Origin of the sequence: Gracilibacillus ureilyticus (assembly GCF_900111195.1) — a bacterium.
In the GTDB taxonomy this organism is placed as follows: domain Bacteria; phylum Bacillota; class Bacilli; order Bacillales; family Amphibacillaceae; genus Gracilibacillus; species Gracilibacillus ureilyticus.
Map to the genome: position 1 here is coordinate 1 of NZ_FOGL01000007.1, position 15,514 is coordinate 15,514.

General features: G+C 39.0%; 18 protein-coding genes and 1 riboswitch. Of the genes, 14 read left to right on the plus strand and 4 right to left on the minus strand.

The window, feature by feature from the left end:
• On the plus strand, nucleotides 1–250 hold a 250-nt coding region (locus tag BMW36_RS08320; protein ID WP_139180303.1), incomplete at its 5' end, for a zinc ribbon domain-containing protein.
• 202 nt (nucleotides 251–452) lie between these two features.
• Here the strand turns inward: BMW36_RS08320 and BMW36_RS08325 are convergent.
• Complete coding sequence (locus BMW36_RS08325) at nucleotides 453–836, minus strand: DUF2512 family protein (RefSeq protein ID WP_089740414.1); 384 nt, start codon at nucleotides 834–836, stop codon at nucleotides 453–455.
• A 181-nt stretch (nucleotides 837–1,017) separates the two neighbouring features.
• Here BMW36_RS08325 and BMW36_RS08330 point away from each other — a divergent pair, with 181 nt between their 5' ends.
• Together BMW36_RS08330 and BMW36_RS08335 are read left to right on the plus strand one after the other, a co-directional pair.
• On the plus strand, nucleotides 1,018–1,764 hold the full coding sequence (locus tag BMW36_RS08330; protein ID WP_089740415.1) for a YqjF family protein: 747 nt from the start codon (nucleotides 1,018–1,020) through the stop codon (nucleotides 1,762–1,764).
• 147 nt (nucleotides 1,765–1,911) lie between these two features.
• Complete coding sequence (locus BMW36_RS08335; RefSeq protein ID WP_089740416.1) at nucleotides 1,912–2,610, plus strand: undecaprenyl pyrophosphate synthase; 699 nt, start codon at nucleotides 1,912–1,914, stop codon at nucleotides 2,608–2,610.
• Nucleotides 2,611–2,736: 126 nt separating this feature from the next.
• On the opposite strand, the gene bioB is transcribed toward BMW36_RS08335, so the two are convergent.
• Nucleotides 2,737–3,711, minus strand: coding sequence for a biotin synthase BioB (gene bioB, locus BMW36_RS08340; protein ID WP_089740417.1), 975 nt, complete (start codon nucleotides 3,709–3,711; stop codon nucleotides 2,737–2,739).
• A gap of 15 nt (nucleotides 3,712–3,726) precedes the next feature.
• Nucleotides 3,727–4,326, minus strand: a complete 600-nt coding sequence (locus tag BMW36_RS08345) for a biotin transporter BioY (protein WP_425431932.1) — start codon at nucleotides 4,324–4,326, stop codon at nucleotides 3,727–3,729.
• Nucleotides 4,327–4,521: 195 nt separating this feature from the next.
• On the opposite strand from BMW36_RS08345, the gene BMW36_RS08350 reads away from it, so the two are divergent.
• From BMW36_RS08350 to BMW36_RS08380, 7 genes are all read left to right on the plus strand, one after another.
• Entirely contained in the window at nucleotides 4,522–4,779 is a 258-nt protein-coding gene (locus BMW36_RS08350; RefSeq protein WP_089740418.1) for a hypothetical protein, read from the plus strand.
• A 10-nt stretch (nucleotides 4,780–4,789) separates the two neighbouring features.
• The gene (locus BMW36_RS08355; protein WP_089740419.1) at nucleotides 4,790–6,262 is read left to right on the plus strand and encodes a solute symporter family protein; all 1,473 of its coding nucleotides are present in this window, start codon (nucleotides 4,790–4,792) and stop codon (nucleotides 6,260–6,262) included.
• A 182-nt stretch (nucleotides 6,263–6,444) separates the two neighbouring features.
• Nucleotides 6,445–8,190, plus strand: a complete 1,746-nt coding sequence (locus BMW36_RS08360) for a LytS/YhcK type 5TM receptor domain-containing protein (protein ID WP_089740420.1) — start codon at nucleotides 6,445–6,447, stop codon at nucleotides 8,188–8,190.
• Between the two features lie 5 nt (nucleotides 8,191–8,195).
• Nucleotides 8,196–8,927 carry a LytR/AlgR family response regulator transcription factor gene (locus tag BMW36_RS08365; protein ID WP_089740421.1) on the plus strand — a complete coding sequence of 244 codons (732 nt, stop codon included), beginning with the start codon at nucleotides 8,196–8,198 and terminating at the stop codon, nucleotides 8,925–8,927.
• A 265-nt stretch (nucleotides 8,928–9,192) separates the two neighbouring features.
• Complete coding sequence (locus tag BMW36_RS08370) at nucleotides 9,193–9,474, plus strand: DUF4212 domain-containing protein (RefSeq protein ID WP_089740422.1); 282 nt, start codon at nucleotides 9,193–9,195, stop codon at nucleotides 9,472–9,474.
• A gap of 30 nt (nucleotides 9,475–9,504) precedes the next feature.
• Nucleotides 9,505–11,202 carry a sodium:solute symporter family protein gene (locus BMW36_RS08375; RefSeq protein ID WP_089740423.1) on the plus strand — a complete coding sequence of 566 codons (1,698 nt, stop codon included), beginning with the start codon at nucleotides 9,505–9,507 and terminating at the stop codon, nucleotides 11,200–11,202.
• 25 nt (nucleotides 11,203–11,227) lie between these two features.
• Nucleotides 11,228–11,686 (plus strand): hypothetical protein, encoded by a 459-nt coding sequence (locus BMW36_RS08380; protein WP_089740424.1) that lies wholly within the window; start codon nucleotides 11,228–11,230, stop codon nucleotides 11,684–11,686.
• A gap of 64 nt (nucleotides 11,687–11,750) precedes the next feature.
• On the opposite strand, the gene BMW36_RS20320 is transcribed toward BMW36_RS08380, so the two are convergent.
• Nucleotides 11,751–11,924, minus strand: coding sequence for a hypothetical protein (locus BMW36_RS20320; protein WP_175480387.1), 174 nt, complete (start codon nucleotides 11,922–11,924; stop codon nucleotides 11,751–11,753).
• A 130-nt stretch (nucleotides 11,925–12,054) separates the two neighbouring features.
• Between BMW36_RS20320 and BMW36_RS08385 the strand changes: the two genes are divergently transcribed.
• From BMW36_RS08385 to BMW36_RS20325, 4 genes are all read left to right on the plus strand, one after another.
• On the plus strand, nucleotides 12,055–12,972 hold the full coding sequence (locus tag BMW36_RS08385; RefSeq protein ID WP_089740425.1) for an SDR family oxidoreductase: 918 nt from the start codon (nucleotides 12,055–12,057) through the stop codon (nucleotides 12,970–12,972).
• Between the two features lie 72 nt (nucleotides 12,973–13,044).
• Nucleotides 13,045–13,143: riboswitch (TPP riboswitch) on the plus strand.
• Nucleotides 13,144–13,252: 109 nt separating this feature from the next.
• Nucleotides 13,253–13,936, plus strand: coding sequence for a thiaminase II (tenA, locus tag BMW36_RS08390; protein ID WP_089740426.1), 684 nt, complete (start codon nucleotides 13,253–13,255; stop codon nucleotides 13,934–13,936).
• Nucleotides 13,937–14,160: 224 nt separating this feature from the next.
• Nucleotides 14,161–15,036 (plus strand): YitT family protein, encoded by an 876-nt coding sequence (locus BMW36_RS08395; RefSeq protein WP_089740427.1) that lies wholly within the window; start codon nucleotides 14,161–14,163, stop codon nucleotides 15,034–15,036.
• A 61-nt stretch (nucleotides 15,037–15,097) separates the two neighbouring features.
• Nucleotides 15,098–15,514: hypothetical protein (locus BMW36_RS20325; RefSeq protein WP_089740428.1), on the plus strand; the 417-nt coding region annotated here is incomplete at its 3' end.

Consider the following 15,514-nt stretch of genomic DNA (forward strand, 5'->3'; position numbering starts at 1 on the left):
AGCGGATAGTGGATGGGGAATGTTCACTTCTTTCTTACAGTACAAATTAAAAGAACAAGGAAAACAACTGATCAAAATTGACAAATGGTTTCCATCTACTAAAACTTGTTCGTGTTGTGGAAATACCCAACCAATGCCTATGAATGTTAGGATGTATGTTTGTTCTTGCGGACTAAATCTTGATAGAGATTACAATGCTGCGCTAAACATAAAAAAAGAAGGCATTCGCATATTAACAAGTGCCGAATGAAAAGATAAACTCTTGGAACAAGAGGGTTAGCTTGGTCTATTTCGTCAGCTGCCAAAAGGGACGATTACCCAAGAAGCCCCCACTTCAAGCAACCCGTAAGGGTGGTAAGTAGTGGGAGTAGTTCACGTTTCTGGTGAGATAAACTTAATCTAAGAAGGAAAAGTAAAAATACCGGACAATATGCCCGGTATAGGATCAATCATTAAAATTCGTGGGAAGTTCTGTAACTTCTGTGTGACGTAATATTATTATTGAAAATATACTTATGGAAGAAGTATTCTCCTACAGCCATCACTAAAGCAGCTATAATGGCTGCTCCTGCCATTGTTCCTCCAGAAAGACCTGTCAGTGCCATCCCGAGAAGCCAGATAACTACAAATGCCATACCAAGATCAGCCATTGTGGCAACAAGATTCGAAGTTTTCGGAAGGATAAAAAGATCTCCCAGCATGTAGGAAAGTAAGCCAAGAACCAGCGTGATTAACAATACATTCATAAAACTGATGTCAAAACCAAGTCCCAGCACTAAATAGAGAACAACTATTGTCATTACACCCTTTATTGCCAATGCTTTACCATGTCCCATCTTGAAGTTCCTCCTTTGGTATTTTATAGTTTTTTCTGTCTCTTTTGCAGATACATTTGTATCTAGTAAAGCTATTCCCGCCTTTTTGAGAATAAAACATTCCAAGTCTCAGAATGTTTGTTGATGAAAAAATAAGGCAATGTAATGGTAGGAGAAAAAGTTCCGTACACAGGAGGAATGAATGGTGAAAAAAAGATATCAAGAGATACTTAATATGACAGACCATCGTACACACCAGCTTCCTGAAGGGCCGTGGCTGATGACCCAAAGATGGGATCATTTACTCTTTATCCATTTACCTGTAGAAAAAGAAATAATGGAAGCAAACATACCAAATGGATTGGAATTGGATATTTATGAAGGAACAGCATGGATTACTATTTTGCCATTTCGTATTAGGGACATGCATTTTAGAAAAATACCTCCCATTCCTTTTCTTCAATCTTTTCTGGAATTGAATGTCCGTACCTATGTTCAACGCAATGGAGTAAAGGGAATTTACTTTTTTAGTTTAGATGCAAATAAGCTCCCAGCTGTCCTTGGAGCGAGAATGGCTTCCTTACCATATGTTTATTCCAATATGAAAATGGAGAGGGAAAAGGATACTTATTACTATATGTGCAGCCGAAAAGGATCTTCTAAAGAATTTAGAGCAAGTTACCGTCCGTTCTCCAACCCATTTTATCCGGAGAAAAACAGTCTGAGCTACTGGCTTCTGGAAAGGTATTATCTCTGGGCATCCCGGAACAAGTCATTATACAGTGGAGGAATTCATCATATGCCATGGAGAATTCAACAGGCAGAGGTGGCCATAGAAGAAGAAAATATATTGCCGGATATGAAAGGGATTAACTTAACTGGTAATCCGATCTATCAATATTGTTTTTCGAAACGGGTGTTGTTCTGGCCGATAAAAAAAGTGAAATAGGTTAGCCTCTTATAGTAAGTATGAATGAGAGGAGAAATATGTGTTCCTTCTGTTCAAAAGGTAATTTCCTGTTATTATATTATTATCAGCATGTGTTTTCCTTCATCATAGAGTGTTAGGAAATTTAAGAACCGGAGGGAAATATGGATGATTAGTAATTTACCAGAACATATAGCCATTGTGATGGATGGCAACGGGAGATGGGGAAAACAGAGAGGATTAACCAGAAGCCAAGGGCATTATGAGGGTACCAAAACGATGGAAAGAACGATTAAGGATGCGTTAGATATAGGTATCAAGGTTCTGACACTTTATGCATTTTCGACAGAGAATTGGACAAGGCCAGAAAAGGAAGTCCAGTACTTGCTGGATTTACCTGGTAAATTCCTCAATGAAAAACTACCGGAATTTCTCAATAATAATATAAAAGTCTGTTTCTCTGGTGATATTGATCAATTACCTTCACATACTAAAAAAGCGATAAAAACCGCCATGGATAAAACCGCAAATAATAACGCCCTTATTGTGAATTTTGCAATGAATTACGGTGGCAGAAATGAATTAGTATCAGCTGTTAGGAATATGGTAGGAGATATACAAAAAAAGACGATTTCATTAGAGAATATCAGCGAAGAGCTGATGGAAACATACCTTTATACCAGCGGGCTGCCTGAGCCTGACATAATTATTAGAACAGGTGGGGAAAAACGACTCAGCAATTTCCTTTTATGGCAAGCATCCAAAGCGGAATTATGGTTTACTGATATATATTTTCCTGATTTTAATAAAGAACACCTTCTTCGGGCAGTGGAAGAAGTAAACAAGAGGAAGAAGGATGTGGTGTAGGGTAGAATTTAATTAGAGGGCAGAAATATCCTATCATTTCAGATGAAATGATAGGAAAAACTGTTCTTCATTTGACAGGTAACGTTTTTTCTAATAGTTTGGTTGATTTATTATAAAAATTCTTGTTTATATATATTCAATTTCAAAGCCTAAATCTTCTATCATCCGATGATCTTTTAAATCTTCTTGTCCTGCTGTTGTTAAGTAATCACCGATAAAGATCGAATTAGCCGGATAAAGTCCCAGCGGCTGAAGACTTCTTAAATTTACTTCTCTTCCACCGGAAATCCGTATTTCCTTCGATGGATTGATGAAACGAAATAAGCATAGAACTTTTAAGCAATAAGAGGGGGTTAATTCGTTTGTACCTTCTAAGAGTGTTCCATCAATCGCATGAAGGAAATTGACAGGTATGGAATCTGCATCTAACTCCTTAAGTGCCCGGGCCATCTCTATCACATCGGATGTTTTCTCTTTCATACCAACAATCACACCGGAACATGGTGATATTCCAGCAGTTTTTACTGATTGAATTGTATCCACCCTGTCATAATAGCTATGACTCGTTGTAATTTGGTCATGGTGATTCTCAGATGTATTTATATTATGATTATAGCGATCAACGCCTGCGTGCTGCAGCTGATGAGCTTGTTCCTCTTCCAGCAAGCCTAAACATGCACATATCTTTATATCATATTTTTGTTTGATCTCTTTCACTGCAGAGGTTACCGTATCAAGTTCTCGCTTAGAAGGGCCTCGGCCGCTTGCCACAATACAATAGGTCCCTGCTTTTCTTTCATGTGCAGTTTTCGCTCCCTGAATAATAGTTTGTTTATCTAACATTTTATATTTTTTAATTGGAGCAGTTGAATCCCTTGACTGGGCACAATATCCACAATTCTCAGGACATAGACCGGATTTTGTGTTAATAATCATGTTGAGCTTTACCTTATTTCCGTAATAATGTTTGCGAATTTGATAAGCGCTATGTAACAAATCTAACAGTTCGTCATTTGGACATTCTAAAATCGATATTGCTTCTTGATCAGTTAATTCCTCACCTCTTAGTACTTTATCAGCTAAGGGCCTCCATATATTCATAATATCTCCACCTTTTTAAATGATGTTTTGCTGAGTACGAAACATACTCCTGGACAGAAAACTCTTTTCTAATCGATAGGCAAATATTCCGGCACCAATAGAGAGTATAATATCTTTTGGTAAAGGCACTGCCAGCCAAATCCAAACCAATTGATAAGAAAATTCGACAGGCGCATCAAACCAGAACAGATATGCTGCATACATCCAATGGGCACCACAAATATAATTAATAATCATCGCTATTAGTGCTGTGAAGATATAATTTGCCAGGCTGCGTTTTCGCTCTGTTAACTTACCAGAAACATAAGCTATGATAATAAAAGAAAGAAGGAATCCAAATGTAGGGGATAAAATTGCGGACATCCCGCCTTTAAATTGAGCGAACACAGGTAATCCTGTTAGTCCCAATAATAAATATAATGCCATGGAAATGGACCCTAATCGTTTACCAAGGATAAGCCCTGATAATATAGCGAAAAAGGTCTGTAGTGTGATTGGGACACCTCCAATAACCATAAAGGGTACAAGTGATGTGATGTTGGCACCTGCAGCCATTAATGCTATGAAAATACTTCCAATTGTTAGATCGATCGGTCTTAACTGCTTCTCCTTCAAAACTCTCTCTCCTTTCCAAACTAGAATAAGTCAATACGGTTTTATTGTCAACCTATATAACAATAAGGTTAACAATTAGAAGCTGCAAAGAGGAAGTCACTCATTCATTAAATTGACATCATGGTAGATACTGACTTATAATTGCATCAAATTAACATATATAGATAATAAGACTTTCATTCGAGGAGGAGTGGAATGAAATTAGTATCAGGAAATGAAAACGCTTACTATAATCAGAGGGGAAAACTGCGTATTTTCTTCACGATCTTTATCTTTATTATTCTTTTTTATTTGTTATTTCCCTTTCTACTCCATTCTGTTATTTCAGAAGATAACAGTTATTTTCTCATACTATCCTGGGGGTTTATTTTCCTGCTATTTTTGTTAACATGGGGGATTGGTTTTTGGCACTATTATTTTATGAGCAGGGAAGAGAACAGGGAGAAGGGTTAGGCGAAGTATCATGAATTTCACTTATTTTATTTTCTTTGTTGTAATGGTGATCGGTACACTTGTCATAACACATTGGGCTGCACAGCGGAGCAAAACTGCAAGTCAGTTTTTTGTAGCGTCCGGCAGTCTTTCCGGTATGCAGAATGGAATGGCGATTGCTGGTGATTTTATTAGTGCGGCATCATTTCTCGGGATAACTGGATTAATAGCTCTTTACGGGTATGATGGCTTTTTATACGCGGCAGGTTTTTTAATTTCTTATGTCATTCTGTTGCTGTTTATTGTGGAGCCTGTACATCGTATGGGTACATATACTGTGGCGGATGCTGTTATTGCCCGATTTCCGGGTAATAATATGCGAGCTGCAGTAGCTGTTAGCGGAATACTTATTTCCATTTTATATATGATACCACAGCTCGTCGCTTCAGGCGTGCTGATCAGGCTCTTACTTGGAGTGGATTACCGTATATCTGTAGTTATTATTGGTGTATTGATGACCGTTTACGTAGCATTTGGAGGAATGATCGCAACTTCCTGGGTGCAGATCATCAAAACAGTATTGCTGATGAGCGGAACTATACTCCTGGTATTTATACTTCTGTCAAGAATGAACTGGGATTTGAGCAGCTTAGTAGATGAAGCGGTGTCTCAGAGTCCTTTTGAGGGATCTTATTTATATCCAGGAAATATGTTTAAAAATCCATTAGAAAAACTATCCCTTATGCTTACATTAATTCTTGGCACTTCAGGTCTTCCACATATTCTTATCCGTTTTTTGACAGTGAATAATGCAACGCAGGCAAGACTGTCGGCAATGTCTGCTTCATGGATTATCGGATTGTTTTATCTAATGACATTAATATTAGGAATTGGAACGGCTGCGCTTGTTGAAAATGAAATGCTGATTCAATCTGATCCAAGCGGGAATTTGGCTGCATTATTGCTGGCAGAGGCAGTAGGTGGTGACTTTCTAATTGCATTTGTAATGGCAGTTGCGTTTGCTACCATCATTGCTGTTGTAACAGGACTGATCTTCGCGGCGACATCCTCGTTTTCTCACGATCTCTACTATCATGTGTGGAAGAAAGGGAAGGTGAAAGATAAACAGCAGTTGTTTGTTGCTAAAATTGTTGCAGGATTGATCGGAATCATATCGATCCTTTTATCCATCGAAATGGATGGGAGTAATGTTGCTTTTCTGGTTTCGATAACATTCGCTATTGCTGCTTCTACACTTTTTCCATTGCTTTTTCTCACCTTTTATTGGAAACATTTTAATCGAGTTGGAGCATACAGCACACTGCTCAGTGGTTTTTTAGTTTCCAGCATCCTTATCTTCACGGGATCAGAAGGGGCAGGCCTTATCCCACTTAGCAATCCAGGTATTATATCCATCCCAGCAGGGTTTGCTGGAGGTATGATTGGCTCAATAATTAGTTTTAACAGAAAAAAAGTAATAGTTAATAATGGGGGTCTTCCTTAAAGCCGGCGTTTGTCATATGGAATATTTGGTTCGGTAATTTGAAAGCCATGACGTCAGGAATAATTGAAGCGAAGGAGTTCGGCGGGCCCTCTGTTCGCAAACAATGTTGGTATTGAAAACCTCACTTTCATCCATATAAGTTTCGTAAATATATCAGCTCATTAAAAGGAGGGCTGTCTGTCGTGATTGATCTTACTATCGTATTATTTGAGCGGATAAGCCTGCTTCTGCTAGCTGCATTTATGTTAACACAATTACCTGGCTTTCGATCGCTTTTAGATCGGGATATAGCGATTGATACAGTGATTTATCTTTCCTTGGTTTTCGGGTTTATGGGTATATTGGGAACATATACAGGTGTACTGATTGAATTGGAGACAATGGCTCTGGAATCCCGATTTACACTTGTAACACAGGATGGAGTACTGATAGGTTTCAGCATGGTTGTAGTCATGATCGCAGGCCTGCTGGGTGGGCCTTTCGTAGGTCTTGGGTCGGGAATAATTCCAGGAATATTTCTTATGTTATTAGGTGGGGAGGCATGGTTGGCAAACTGTCTGATTAATCCATTAGCTGGCTTAATTACAGGCTGGACCGGACAGTTTTTTTCAGAGGAACGAGTAATTGCCCCAGGGAAGGCAATGTTTATCGGTATGTTTCCGCCTGTTTTACATATGGGATTGCTTTTGATTTTTATAAATGATCAACAAAAAGGGGTGGAACTTGTCAATACAGTTGGAATCCCTTTAGTCATAACTAACGCGATTGCCCTGGCGATATTTACGATGATGATACGTGCAGCCTTGCACGAAACGGAGAGAGAGGCAGCAATTGAAACAAATCGTGCATTGTCGATTGCTGAAAAGGCCCTTCCCATTCTTCAGGATGCTTCTTTAGCTGAAAATGCGGAGAAGATGGCGAAGCTTTTATTTGATGAATTGGATGTGGCAGCCATTGCAATAACAGATAAACAAAAGGTGCTCAGCCATGTTGGCCTGGGGGATGACCACCATCATCTTGGCGAACCGCTCAAAATGAGACTGTCCCAGAAAGCTTTGGATACGGGAAATATTCAGGTCGCTTATGAGAGGGAGGATATTCATTGCAGGATTGACACTTGTCCGCTGAAAACAGCTATAATGGTGCCAATTTATCGTTCAGGAGAAATTATCGGTCTAATAAACTTATATTTCCGGAATTCCCAGCAAATCCGTGCAGTAGAAATTGAACTGGCCAAGGGACTTGGTACCATCATTTCCAACCAGATCAGCGGTTTTGAAGCTGAACGAATGAAAGAATTGTTAAAGGAAGCAGAAATCCGGAATCTTCAGGCACAGATAAATCCCCACTTCTTGTTTAATACGTTTAACCTGCTTCATTCCTTAATGCGAGTAAATCCGGAAAAAGCCCGACATATATTAATCCAGCTAAGTCAGTACATGAGAGCTAATTTATCGATTGCCAGTAAATCCACGATTTTTCTAAAGGACGAATTGGCACATGTAAATGCCTATATAGAAATAGTTACTGCAAGATTTATGGACCAGTTAATTGTAAACAAAACCATCGATAAAGGGATGGAGAATGTGATGATTCCGCCCGCAACTTTGCAGCCTTTAGTAGAAAACAGTATTCAGCATGGACTGAAGCACATAAAGATAAAAGGAAAAATTGAAATAAAGATTACCAGGGAAGGTGACTGGGTCTTCCTAACAGTGGAGGATAATGGCCGAGGCTTTCCAGAACACCAATTTGAACTGTTGGGTAAAGAGCCAATTACTTCTCTAAATGGTAACGGAACAGCTTTATATAACATTAATGAGCGATTGAAAGGGATTATGGGCGAAGAGAGCAGACTACAATTTATAAATCTGCCCAATGAGGGAAGTGCTGTTTTGTTTAAAATAAGAGCATTTACTGGGGAGTGAGAAAAATGATTCACGTAATGATTGCGGAAGATGAAAGGCTGGGGAGGGAAGAATTAATTTATCTGCTTGAACAAGAGGAAGATGTAGTAATTTGTCCAAGTGCAGAAAATGGGGAACAGTTATTGGAGCTGTATGAAGAATACTCTCCCGATGTTCTCTTTCTGGATATTCATATGCCTTGCCTGACTGGTTTAGAAGTAGCATCGATTTTGCGAAAAGAAACTGGAGAGAGACCGGTAATTGTTTTTACAACAGCTTATGATTCCTATGCAGTTCAGGCATTTGATCTAAAAGTTACAGACTATCTTCTGAAGCCTTTTGACAAGGAACGATTTACAAGAACTATGGAACGAGTTCGGGAAGATTTATTGAAGAAAAATAACAAAAGGCCAAAGATTGATAAACTGGTCATTTCCCTTGATAAAAAAATTGTTGTTATTGATCCAAATCAAATCGGTTATGCTGTAAGGGAAGGAAGGCAAGTGAATCTTCACATGCTGAATAATGAAATGATCGAAACAAAAATGAATTTAAAAGAATTGGAAGAAAAACTGTTAAACTTTTCATTTTATCGGCCACACAGGAGTTACCTGGTTAACCTAAATGCAATTGAAGAAATTACGCCATGGTTTAATGGAGCGTATAACATAGTAATTGGTGATAAAGAAAAAACGAAAGTTCCGATGAGCAGAAATACTGCAAGAGATTTCTTTGATTTATTGCAAGGTCTTTCATAACCATTCAGACAGGAGTACCGACATTTCAAACCGGTAGAGATACATTTCAGGTGAAATGAATAATAGAATAATTGATTTTTAATATACTAAATACAATTGTTAGAGTATTTAGTATTTTTTTCGACTTTTCCTGCATGTATTGCTTTAAAGGGGATGGGACTTGAAAGTATACGGACTGGAAATATGTTGATAAAAGATTAATTGAAAGCGTTTTCTAATACTGATACTCTAACTTTTTTAAAAAATTAATGAAAGGATGAATGTTATGAATAAGACACTTAACGAAAAACAGCGGTGGTACTGGAAGAAGAATATCCGGTTAATAGCAAGTCTGTTAGTAGTGTGGGCAATAGTAGGTTTCGGTGGAGCTATTTTATTCGCTGAGCCTCTAAATGATGTTCAATTTCTAAATGTTTCTTTATCATTCTGGCTGGCACATCAGGGTTCCATATTGGTCTTTATCCTTTTAATACTCATTTATGCACTTCGTATGGATAAGCTTGATAAAAAATACAAATCAATGGTAAAAGATGGGGACGTTAATTAATAAATACAGTTTTTTACAGGAGGTTATTAAATGAGTGTTGAAGTCATTACTATTATTCTTGTACTAATTACATTTGCTATATACACGGGGATTGGCTGGTGGTCAAGAGTTCGTGACACTTCTAATTTCTATGTAGCAGGCCAGAATGTACCGACATTGGCAAATGGTGCAGCGATTGCTGCTGACTGGATGTCTGCTGCTTCCTTTATCTCAATGGCGGGATTAGTAGCGTTCCTTGGTTATGATGGAACGATATATCTAATGGGATGGACGGGAGGTTATGTACTGTTAGCATTGCTGCTTGCACCATATCTTCGGAAATTCGGAAAATTTACCGTTCCTGATTTTATTGGTGACCGCTTTTACTCTAATAGTGCCAGGGCAGTGGCTGCGATAGCAACTATTTTCATTTCTTTAACCTATATCTCCGGGCAGATGCGCGGTGTAGGTATTGTATTTAGTCGATACTTACAAGTGGATATAATAGTAGGTGTTCTAATCGGAATGGCGATTGTAGGTTTTTTTGCATTGCTCGGAGGAATGAAAGGGGTAACTTGGACGCAGGCAATTCAGTATTTTGTTATAATAATCGCCTTTTTAATTCCAGCTGTGGCTATTTCACTTCAACTAACGGGTAACCCTGTTCCTCAGCTGGCGTTAACAACGAGCGACATTGTTGATCGTCTGGGGCAAATTCAAATTGATCTTGGAATGACAGAATATATGGCACCATTTACGGATTTATCATTAATTAATGTCTTTATGGTTACTTTAGCATTAATGGCAGGGACGGCAGGTCTTCCACATGTGATCGTTCGTTTTTATACAGTAAAAAGTGTGCGTGCGGCTAGATGGTCAGCAGTTTGGGCTATTATTTTTATTGGGCTGCTTTATTTAACTGCACCAGCAGTAGGTGCTTTTGCCAAATATAATTTAATAGATACCATTGCTGATAAACCGATCGAGGAAGTTCAGAGTATTGATTGGGTAAATAAATGGGAAACAACAGGATTATTACAGTTAGAGGACCGGAATGGTGATGGAATGGTAGATTTCTCAGGCGGGGAGGACAATGAGGTTATTATTGATGGGGATATTATTGTTTTATCAACTCCTGAGGTAGCTAATCTTTCTCCTTTTATTATCGCACTGGTTGCAGCAGGTGGACTTGCAGCAGCATTATCGACAGCTTCCGGATTACTGATAACAATGACAAGTGCTGTTTCACATGACATATACTACAGAATATTTAATAAAGAAGCATCAGAAGCACAACGGTTGCGGGTAGGGCGGATCACATTACTTATTGCCCTTCTTATCGCAGCATATGTCGGTATCAATCCACCAGGGTTTGCCGGGGAAGTAGTGGCATTGGCTTTTGGATTAGGGGCAGCAAGCTTATTTCCGGTAATTCTTTTAGGTATATTTGATAAACGAATGAATAAGGAAGGAGCCATTGCAGGAATCATAACCGGTTTGGCTTTCACATTAATAATGATTGGTGCCATTTTATCCGAATCAATATTTGGCACAGACGGTCCACTGTTAAACAGTTTCTTTGGAATTAATGCACAAGGTGTCGGAGTAATAGGAATGATTTTGAACTTAATTGTAAGTTTTATTGTTTCCCGGTTAACACCAGCACCTCCAGCAGAAATTCAGCAATTGATTGAAAATGTCCGAGCGCCTGAAGACGATGATGCGGAAAAAGCAGTCAGCAATGGCTAGTATGGTGGCTTAAAGGAGGGGAATTATGGACTGGACAGTGATTATGGCGGCAATAACCATATTGTTATATTTATTCCATCCATGGATGAATCTCGGCACATTCCAGAAAGTAATAGGGATTACTTTGTTTCTTGAAATCTTTTATTTAGTAGGTCATTATCTAATGAAATGGCCATTTCCGACACCGGTCGTGCTTATACAAATTTTTATTGTTACAGGTTTGGGAGTTGCCTTAGGAGTGTTATTTTCACGTATTTGGCCGCTGCCTTATGACAAAGGTTTTGAAAGAATTTTAAGAACATTTCTCCTTGTTATACCAGCACTCGGGTTTGGGATGGGGCTTCAAGTACTTATGCAGGGTGCACAGGCTACACAGGCGATATATTTAATATTTGGATGTGCAGCATGGCTGGGTTCCGGCAGATTTGTACGTGAAAAAGAAGCAAACAATATCCGGTCTGTAAGTGCGAGGGAGTCAGTTTAAATCAAAAACAGTACCACTTTTTAGTGGTGCTGTTTTTGTCTTATAAGTATCTCTATTTTAAGGTTCAAATTACGGGATAATAAGGACTATATTGCGGATTCGAGAAATAAGGCGGTCTTCCTCCGATTTTTGGACTGGAAAATGGCACGTTGTTTTCATCATATTTCACATTGTCTTTTCCCACCGGTTCATTAATCAGTAAAAAATATACTTCCGGATTATAATAATATTCCATCATCACACCTCCATCTATTAGATTTATGCAAAAAACAGCATCTTGAGCTAGTTCATTTTTCTCAAATAGACAAACACGGCGAATGCCCAATATACATAAAGTATTTTATACAGAAAAGAGAGGGCGAAGTGACATGGTTGAAAATAGAAAGGGCTCCAACCAGTATCCGATGTATCCTAATTATGGGAAGATAACCCGGTATGAAGAGGTTGCCTTGACCGTGCCTGAACAGCGGCAATATAGACAGCCAGGGGAAGAAAAACTAATGGTACCGAAGCCAATTATTGAGAACCCGAACTATCAGGGTTCAGGCAAGTTGGAGGGAAAAGTAATCCTTATTACAGGAGGAGACAGCGGAATAGGGGCAGCGGCTGCTATTGCCTTTGCAAAAGAAGGAGCAAATGTAGCGATTGCTTATTTAGATGAACACGAGGATGCCACACGCACGAAAAACAGGATTGAGGAATTAGGTAAACAATGTTTGTTATTACCTGGAGATTTACGAGAGAAGCAGCAATGTATAGATATTGTGGAAAATACGGTAAAAACATTCGGAAGGCTGAACGTACTATGCAATCATGTCGGAATCCAATTTCAACAATTAGATATTCAGGATATAACGGATGAACAATTTGATGACACATTTAAAGTGAACATTTATTCTCATTTTTATACAACACGAGCTGCTGTGCAATACTTAACTTCAGGTGCTTCTATTATAAATACTTCTTCTGTCGTTACTTTTGATGGTAATGAACAATTAATTGATTACACGGCTACAAAAGGAGCAAATATTGGCTTTACAAGAGCTCTTGCCAGAAACTTAGTTAAAAAAGGAATCAGGGTCAACGCAGTAGCACCTGGTCGATTTTGGACCCCGCTGATCCCTTCAAGTTTTTCCGCTGACCAGGTAGCTCTTGCAGATAACCCAATGGACCGTCAAGGTCAACCTTTCGAGCTTGCCCCAACCTTTGTTTACCTCGCTTCAGATGACTCCCGCTTTGTAACTGGACAAACACTCCATGTAAACGGTGGTCAGGTTTTTGGCTGATTCGTTATTATGTATAGCGGGATTTTTGTATTACCAAAAGTTATAATATAAACTAATAATTGACAACTAAAAAATTTCTGCTAGGGGAGCATGTAATTGCTGAGAGATATATATCGACCCTTTGAACCTGATCTAGTTAACACTAGCGTAGGGAAGTGGAATTAGCGGTTTATTAAGGAAGTTCTACAATACTTATTTAACCGCTTTACCCATCTCCTTCTTCTGGTGATGGGTTTTTGCTTTTCAGGTATTAAAAGGTTAAGTGGAGGAGAGGAAAATAATGGATTATTTATTTACAGATCGTTTATGGAAGCGAGTAGAACCAATCTGGCAATCTTATTTAGAACATCCTTTTGTTAAAGGTATTGGGGAAGGATCGTTAAATCAGGAAAAATTCAAACACTGGTTAAAACAAGACTACGTTTACTTAATTGACTATTCCAGATTGTTTGCGCTTGGGAGTGCAAAAGCAGAGGACCTTGAGACAATGACTGTTTTTGCGAAATTACTCCATGGCGTTCTTGATACGGAGATGGAACTACACCGTAATTATGCTGCCGAGTTTGGTATAACCGCAGAAGAACTTGAAGCAACTGAGCCGTCTGCAATTACGACAGCTTACACTAGCTATATGTTAAATGTATCCCAACGAGGCGGGGTGGAAAATGTCGCTGCATCAGTACTCGCTTGTGAATGGAGTTATAATTTTATTGGTAGGTCTCTGATTGACAGAACACCAGCTGATAATTTCTATAATAGCTGGATAAACCTTTATGCCTCTGATGAGTTCTCGGACTTGGCGGAGAAATGTAAGAAACTCATGAATAAGTTAACTGCAGGGAAACCGGAAGAGGATTTAAGAAGATTAGAAGATATTGTCGTAAAAACTAGTCAGTTTGAATACTTGTTTTGGGATATGGTTGAGAAAAAAGAAGAATGGCCTGTTAACAGAATAGGAAGATAATATTATTAAAGCCATCAGCGCATATCATACTCTGCTGCAGAATAAGTGATGACTGAAACGGATTATACTCGGCTTGCTTTCCCACTGGTGCTGACATTAGTTGTATCAAAATAATTTTCGTTTTAGAATATAATATGACTATGCCTAGGTGAAAAATGACTAATAGAAGCTGCTGGATGTCGAAGTACACAAATTTAATCCAACAGAGGGAAAAGAGGAAAAAGATGAATAGAGCCAAACAGCATAAAAAGAAAAATATTTTAAAAATGGTACTCCGTGCAATTGTCATTATTATTGGCGGATTTATAACAGCTTACGGGTTAGAGGCCGTATTAATTCCAAACAATGTATCAGATGGTGGTGTAACTGGACTAAGTATTGTCGGATCCCAGCTGCTTGGATTACCATTAGGTGTATTAATTGCTATATTGAATATTCCATTTGTGTTCCTGGGTTATAAACAAATCGGAAAAAGTTTCGCGGTATACTCCATTATCGGTATCATATCACTGGCTGCTGGTACATTGGTTATGCATCATATCCCTGCAATCATAAATGGGGATACACTGTTAGTAACAGTAGTCGGTGGTATTATCATTGGTTTTGGTATGGGGCTTGCCCTTAGAAATGGCGGGGCATTAGATGGAATTGATATGCTGGCTGTTTTACTATCCCGTAAACTTCCATTTGGTACAAGTGATTTGATTTTATTTTTAAACTTGTTTGTATTTATTGTTGTTTCTGCAGTTTTTGGTTTACAAGGAGCATTTTTATCAGGAATTGCATACTTTATAGCTTCAAAAGTAATTCATATCGTAGAAGAAGGGCTTAGCGGATCAAAAACATTTAAGATCATTACGAACGAGCCGGAGTTAATGGTAGAGACCATTCGTGACAGGCTAGGAAGAAGTGCTACATATAATATTGTCCGTGGAGCATACTCTAATGAAGAATTCAAAGAGATAACATGTGTAATTAACCGGCTGGAAGAAAGTAAAATGAAAGAAATTATTCATGAAATCGATCCGGGTTCCTTTGTAACAGTTTACGATGTTGCAGAAGTAAGAGGCGGTAATTTTAGAAAAACCAATATACATTAATTATTATGTTTTAAAGGAATCATTATGGCATAGATGATGATGAATTGGAGCGTTGAGTGCCGTGGCGTCCGGAAAAATCGGAGCGAAGTCGATCGGAGGCGATCTGAAAGCCGTCGCGCCCGGAAAAATTGGAGCGAAGTCGATCGGAGGCGATCTGAAATCCGTGGCGTCCAGAAAAATTCGAGCGAAGTCGTTCGGAAGCGATCTGAAAGCCGTCGCGCCCGGAAAAATTGGAGCGAAGTCGTTCGGGAGCGATCTGAAATCCGTGGCGTCCAGAAAAATTCGAGCGAAGTCGATCGGAGATGGTCTGAAAGCCGTCGCGCCCGGAAAAATACGAGCGAAGACGTTCGGAGGTGGTCTGAAAGCCGTCGCGCCCGGAAAAATACGAGTGAAGTCGTTCAGATGTAGTCTGAAAGCCTTCGCGCCCGGAAAAACACGAGCGAAGTCGATCGGAGGCGATCTGAAATCCGTGGCGTCC